This is a genomic window from Kitasatospora sp. NPDC058406, from assembly GCF_042722765.1.
GTDB lineage: Bacteria > Actinomycetota > Actinomycetes > Streptomycetales > Streptomycetaceae > Kitasatospora.
The window spans coordinates 1-5,051 of the sequence record NZ_JBHXKE010000402.1 but is presented as its reverse complement, the minus strand read 5'-3'; the positions used below and the strand labels follow the sequence as shown (position 1 = coordinate 5,051).

Genomic DNA, 5,051 nt, shown 5'->3' with positions numbered 1-5,051 from the left:
CGGGAGGACGGTGTCCCGTCCTCCCGCGCCGCCGTTCGTTCCCGGAGCCGGGTTCAGCGCGTGGCGCGCAGCTCCGGGAGCTGGATCAGCTCGGTCTCGTCGTGGGGGGTCAGGTCGACCACCTCCGGCCCGGCCGTCTCCCCGGGGTCCGCCCCGGCGCCGACCTGCGGCAGCACCTGGGTCTCCGCCTCGGACCGCTCCCGTCCGGCCGTCGCCCGCGCCTGGGCCTGGGCCTGGGCCTGGGCCTGTGCCTGGGCCTGCTCCTGGGCCTGCTCCTGGGCCGCCCGGGCTTCCTGGGCCTGCTGCCGGGCCTGGGCCTCGACCGCCTCGTCCCCCACCACGTCCGCCAGGTCGGTCCGCTCGCCGAGCTCCGCGACACTGCCGACGGCCTGCGCCGGAGCGGCCGGCCGGGCCGGCGCACCGGAGCCGCGGCCGAAGAAGCTGAACCCCTGGCCGCGCACCGCCGAGGACTGCACCGGTCGGGGGCGCTGCCGCTCGGCCGGCACGGCGGGCGGGGCGGCGGGCGCCCCGCCGAGCTGCCCGACGGTCGCCGTCAGCACCGGCCGGACCGGCGCCGCGGGAGCCACCCGCGCCGCCGGAGCCGCGGGCGCCGCCGGGACGGCCGCCGCGGAGGGCCCCGCCTCCCCGGGAGCGGGCACCGCGGGCACCACCGGAGCCGGAACCGTCGGCGTCACCCGTGCGGGGGCCGCGGCGGGCACCGGCACCGCGGGCGCCTTCGCGGGCGTCGTCCGGGGCCGCAAGGTGACCTCCGCACCCGCCGCGCGCTCGGCCTCCCGCTGCGCCTCCCGTTCCCGCTGCGCCTGCAGCTGCGCCGCGCGCCGCTCCAGCTGCCGCAGCACGGCCCCGGCACGGACGAACGCGGCCGGACTGGCGGGGTACCTGGGCCGGCTCGCGGCGAGCGCCCGCTGGGCCGCCTCGGCCTCCTTGAGCGCCTGCTCGGCGACCGACACGGCGCGTTCCTTGAGCAGCCGGGCGATCTCCGTCTCGGCCTTCGCGAGCCGGGACTTCTCGGCGGTCAGCCGGCGGCCGAACCGGGTCGCCCGCTCCTCGGCCACCTCGGCGGCGTACTCGGCCTCGGCGAGCTGCTCCTCGAACCGCTCCTCGGCCCGCAGGCGCTGCGCGACGGAGAGTTCGGCAGCCGCCCGGGCGGCCCGGTCGCGCTGCCGCAGCAGCACCGCGATCCCGAGCGTCGCGAGCACCGCCGCGACACCCACCGAACGGACCAGGACGGTGTCCTGACTGACAAGCAGCGCGGCCAGCGCGGCGACGATGAGCACGCCGGCGGCGGTGGGGGGAAAGACCCGGCCGAGGACGGAGGAATGACGGTGGCGTCCGCGAGACATGCCAAGAAACTAGCGTGCGAATTGGGGCCGTGTCAGCCCAGGGTCCGCTTTGGCCCTTGACACCGCGCCGGCTTTACCGGACGCACCCGGGGGATCACCAGGGACCGGCGGGGAACGCCCGGTCAGCGGTGGGTGGCCGCAGGCCCGCGCCCGCCCGGGTCGTCGTGGTTCTCCGGCAGCTTGCAGACGTGCTGCAACCAGAGCGCCGCCGCGATCACCGCCACGCCGGCCAGCACCGCGAAGCCGGCGGTGATCGCCTGGTCCTTCCGGGCCGGCACGTCCAGCTCGCCGAGCAGGTGGATCCCGGCTCCCGCGTAGATGCCGGTGACCACCGCCGAGACCAGCGCGCTCGCCTGGCCCAGCACCACCGCGCGGGCCGCGCCCAGCGGGTCGACCCGCTTCGCCCCGGGCTGCCGGTCGCGGGCCGCCTTCAGCCGCGAACGCAGCGACAGCGCGGTGGCGAGCAGGATCACCGCCACCGCGGCCAGCACCACCGGTGCCGCACCGGGCACGGCGGGCAGCGTGTCCAGGGAGGACCAGAGCTTGGCACCGGCCCAGGACAGCGCCGTGGTCGCGGCGGTGATGCCGACCAACAGGCGGAGGCGAAGCAGCTTCACGCGGACAGGGTCCTTTCCCGGGGCAGCGGTGACGGGAGGCCGCCCCCGGGCACGGGCACGGCGGCGCCAGGCCACCGTACCGGGCTCGGCCCGAAGGACACCCCCCGTACCAGGACGCCCACCTGTTCGGCGCCCACCTGTTCGTACGGCCGGGACCCCCGCCCGAGTTCCCCGGCCGGCGACGGCGACGCCGCAGGACCCGGGGCGGGCGGGGCGGACACTACTCCGGCAGGGTCAGCCCGATGTCCTCGCGCCGCCGGACGCCCTGGGCGTCCGGGCCGCCGAGCGCCGCCAGCAGGTCGGCCACCGGCCCGTGGCCGGGCACCTCGGCCTCCGGCTGGGCGTCCAGCCACGGGGCGAGCACGAAGGCCCGCTCGTGCGAGCGCGGGTGCGGCAGCAGCAGCTGCGGGTCCTCGCTGGTGACGCCCTCGTAGGCGAGGATGTCGACGTCCAGGGTGCGCGGACCCCAGTGGACGGTGCGGACCCGGCCGAAGGCGTCCTCGATCGCGTTGCCGCGCTCCAGCAGGTCCCGCGGGGGCAGCGAGGTGCGGAGCACCACCACCGCGTTGTAGTAGGCGGGCTGGTCCTCGGGGCCGCCGACGGCCGCCGTCTCGTACACGGCGGAGACGGCCTTGATCCGGAGCCCGGGGGTGTCCGCGAGGGCGTCCACGGCCCCCTGGAGGGTGTCCAGGCGGTTGCCGAGGTTGGAGCCGAGGGCGATCACGGCGCAGCGCTGGCCGTGCAGGGTGGTGTCGACCGAGTCCACCCGGCTCTCCAGGTCGAACGCGCTCGGCGCGGCGGTCGGGTCGATCGTGCTCATGCGCCCGCCCCGTTCCGCCCGGTCCGGACGGTCACCCGTGCGGGCCTTTCGGTGAGTCGCTCGCTTCGGTCGCTCATCGGGACTTCCTCTACAGCTGGAACGGGCTCGGCGGCTGCCGCGGGGCGCGCGGTGGTGGTCACGCGCGGGCCCGGTGGATGGTCACGGTCACGTCGTCGAACGGCACGGTGATCGGGGCGTCCGGCTTGTGCACGGTCACCTCGACCTCCTCGACCGCCTCGTGCTTCAGGCACTGGTCGGCGATCCGCTGGGCCAGGGTCTCGATCAGGTCGACCGGCTCGCCGGCGATGATCGCGGTGACCTCCTCGGCCACGACGCCGTAGTGCGCCGTGCGGGTGAGGTCGTCGCCGGACGCGGCGGGGCGGGTGTCCAGGTACAGCACCAGGTCCACCACGAAGGTCTGGCCGTCGACGCGCTCGCGCTCGAAGACGCCGTGGTGACCCCGGGCGCGCAGGCCCCGCAGGGTGACGCGGTCCAGCAAACGAATCACTGCTCCCAGTCGGACTGGCCCCACCCCGGAAGGATGTGGGCAGGCAGGGCGGAGACGGGCGTCGCGCCCGACACTCCGATTTCGAATCTACCCGCGCGCGCCGACAACACCTGACCGTCCTACCCGGCACGAACCGTCGCCACGCGCGCCGGAATGGCGCTTGACGTGAACGTTCGGTGACCGTCCGGGAATTCCCGGACCACCGCCGGGCGACATTTCCCGCCCGTTCCCGGAATCAGTCCTCTTCGTCCTCGTCGGCGCTGGTCAGAACGGGTGAACCGTGATGGGACCAGACTTTCCACCCGGCCGGGGTGCGGCGGAAGAGATTCGTCGAGACGACCTTTCCGCCGACCAGCGGGCCGAGCTCCCCCTCCTCCTCCGCCTCCCCGCCGGAAAGGATGTTCTCGGTGCACGTGACAAGGGCCACATCGCCGTGCACCTCGGCCTCCTCGTCCGTGAGGATGAACTGGATGTACTCGGTGTTCGCCATGATCAACATGTACGAGCGGGTCACCTGGGCCCGTCCGCGCAGCACCGGCCAGCCCGGGTGGACGCAGACCACGCCGCCCTTGTCGTCGGCCTCGTCGGCCCCGAGCCAGGCCTCCTCGACCGCCTCCAGGTCCCCGTTCTCCAGCGCCTCGTAGAGCGCCCGGTTGGCCTCCAGGGCCGCCTCCCGGTCCGCCTCGGCGGCCTGTCGGCCCGCGGTCTCCCCGCTCAACCTGCCGTCACCTGCCATGACCCTCCCGTCCTCCCTGCCGGTCACCCCTGCCGGGCCGCGCGCTGCCAGGCCGCGACCACCCGGACGGCATCCGCCGTGCCGGACACGTCGTGCACCCGCACCGCCCAGGCCCCCGCCCTGGCCGACAGCACCGACACCGCAGCGGTCGCGTCGTCGCGCTCTCGGGCCGGGCGCAGTTCCCCGGTTTCCGGGTCGGCGAGCAGCGTACCCAGGAACCGCTTGCGCGATGCGGCGACCAGGACGGGCCGGCCGAGCGCGGTGAGCGCGTCGAGCCGGCCGAGCAGCTGCCAGTTGTGCTCGGCGGTCTTGGCGAAGCCGAGGCCCGGGTCGAGGATCAGCTGTTCCTCCTTGGCCCCGGCGGCCAGCAGCGCCTCCATCCGGCCGGCGAGCTCGGCGACCACGTCGGTGACGACGTCGTCGTAGACCGCCAGCCGGTCCATGGCCGCGGACTGCCCGCGCCAGTGCATCACCACGAAGGGTGCGCCGGTCTCGGCCACGACCCGGGCCATCGCCGGGTCGGCCAGCCCGCCGGAGACGTCGTTGATGATCACCGCGCCGGCCGCCACGGCCTGCTCGGCGACGGAGGCGCGCATGGTGTCGACGGAGACCGGCACCCCCGCGTCGGCCAGCTCCCGCACCACCGGCAGGACCCGGCTCAGCTCCTCCTCCTCGGGCACCCGCTGCGAGCCGGGGCGGGTGGACTCGCCGCCGACGTCGACCAGGTCCGCGCCGCGGGCGCGGAGCGCGAGCCCGTGGGCGACGGCCCGGGCCGGGTCGTGCCACAGGCCGCCGTCCGAGAAGGAGTCGGGGGTCACGTTGACCACGCCCATGACGGCGCAGCGGTCGAGCCGCGGCAGTCCGGCCGGCAGGGAGAAGGGCACCGAATTGCTCATAACCCCATTATCTGGCCGACGCCATCCGGTCACGCGGCAGCCCACCCCGGACGCCGGTCCGGCACCGGCCGGAGAAGCCGCCGGCCCCCGCCGAGGACACGCCTCGACGG

The 5,051-nt window shown here is 75.6% G+C and carries 6 protein-coding genes; all 6 read right to left on the bottom strand.

Annotation, left to right across the window (positions count from 1 at the left end; translation table 11 throughout):
* Window positions 1-53 precede the first annotated feature (53 nt).
* Window positions 54-1,364 (bottom strand): hypothetical protein, encoded by a 1,311-nt coding sequence (locus ACFWOG_RS39460; protein ID WP_380364441.1) that lies wholly within the window; start codon window positions 1,362-1,364, stop codon window positions 54-56.
* A 122-nt stretch (window positions 1,365-1,486) separates the two neighbouring features.
* Window positions 1,487-1,981 (bottom strand): DUF3180 domain-containing protein, encoded by a 495-nt coding sequence (locus ACFWOG_RS39455; RefSeq protein WP_329883956.1) that lies wholly within the window; start codon window positions 1,979-1,981, stop codon window positions 1,487-1,489.
* A 220-nt stretch (window positions 1,982-2,201) separates the two neighbouring features.
* On the bottom strand, window positions 2,202-2,801 hold the full coding sequence (folK, locus tag ACFWOG_RS39450) for a 2-amino-4-hydroxy-6-hydroxymethyldihydropteridine diphosphokinase (RefSeq protein ID WP_329883958.1): 600 nt from the start codon (window positions 2,799-2,801) through the stop codon (window positions 2,202-2,204).
* 136 nt (window positions 2,802-2,937) lie between these two features.
* Entirely contained in the window at window positions 2,938-3,297 is a 360-nt protein-coding gene (gene folB, locus ACFWOG_RS39445) for a dihydroneopterin aldolase (protein ID WP_329949184.1), read from the bottom strand.
* A 247-nt stretch (window positions 3,298-3,544) separates the two neighbouring features.
* Window positions 3,545-4,045, bottom strand: a complete 501-nt coding sequence (locus tag ACFWOG_RS39440; protein WP_329883960.1) for a nuclear transport factor 2 family protein — start codon at window positions 4,043-4,045, stop codon at window positions 3,545-3,547.
* Between the two features lie 23 nt (window positions 4,046-4,068).
* Window positions 4,069-4,941, bottom strand: a complete 873-nt coding sequence (gene folP, locus ACFWOG_RS39435; RefSeq protein WP_329949179.1) for a dihydropteroate synthase — start codon at window positions 4,939-4,941, stop codon at window positions 4,069-4,071.
* Between the last annotated feature and the right edge of the window lie 110 nt (window positions 4,942-5,051).

Bases quoted from the DNA above. Each gene is read 5' to 3' on its own strand.
- ACFWOG_RS39460 (WP_380364441.1), bottom strand. From the start codon at position 1,364: ATGTCTCGCGGACGCCACCGTCATTCCTCCGTCCTCGGCCGGGTCTTT.
- folK (WP_329883958.1), bottom strand. From the start codon at position 2,801: ATGAGCACGATCGACCCGACCGCCGCGCCGAGCGCGTTCGACCTGGAG.
- ACFWOG_RS39440 (WP_329883960.1), bottom strand. From the start codon at position 4,045: ATGGCAGGTGACGGCAGGTTGAGCGGGGAGACCGCGGGCCGACAGGCC.
- folP (WP_329949179.1), bottom strand. From the start codon at position 4,941: ATGAGCAATTCGGTGCCCTTCTCCCTGCCGGCCGGACTGCCGCGGCTC.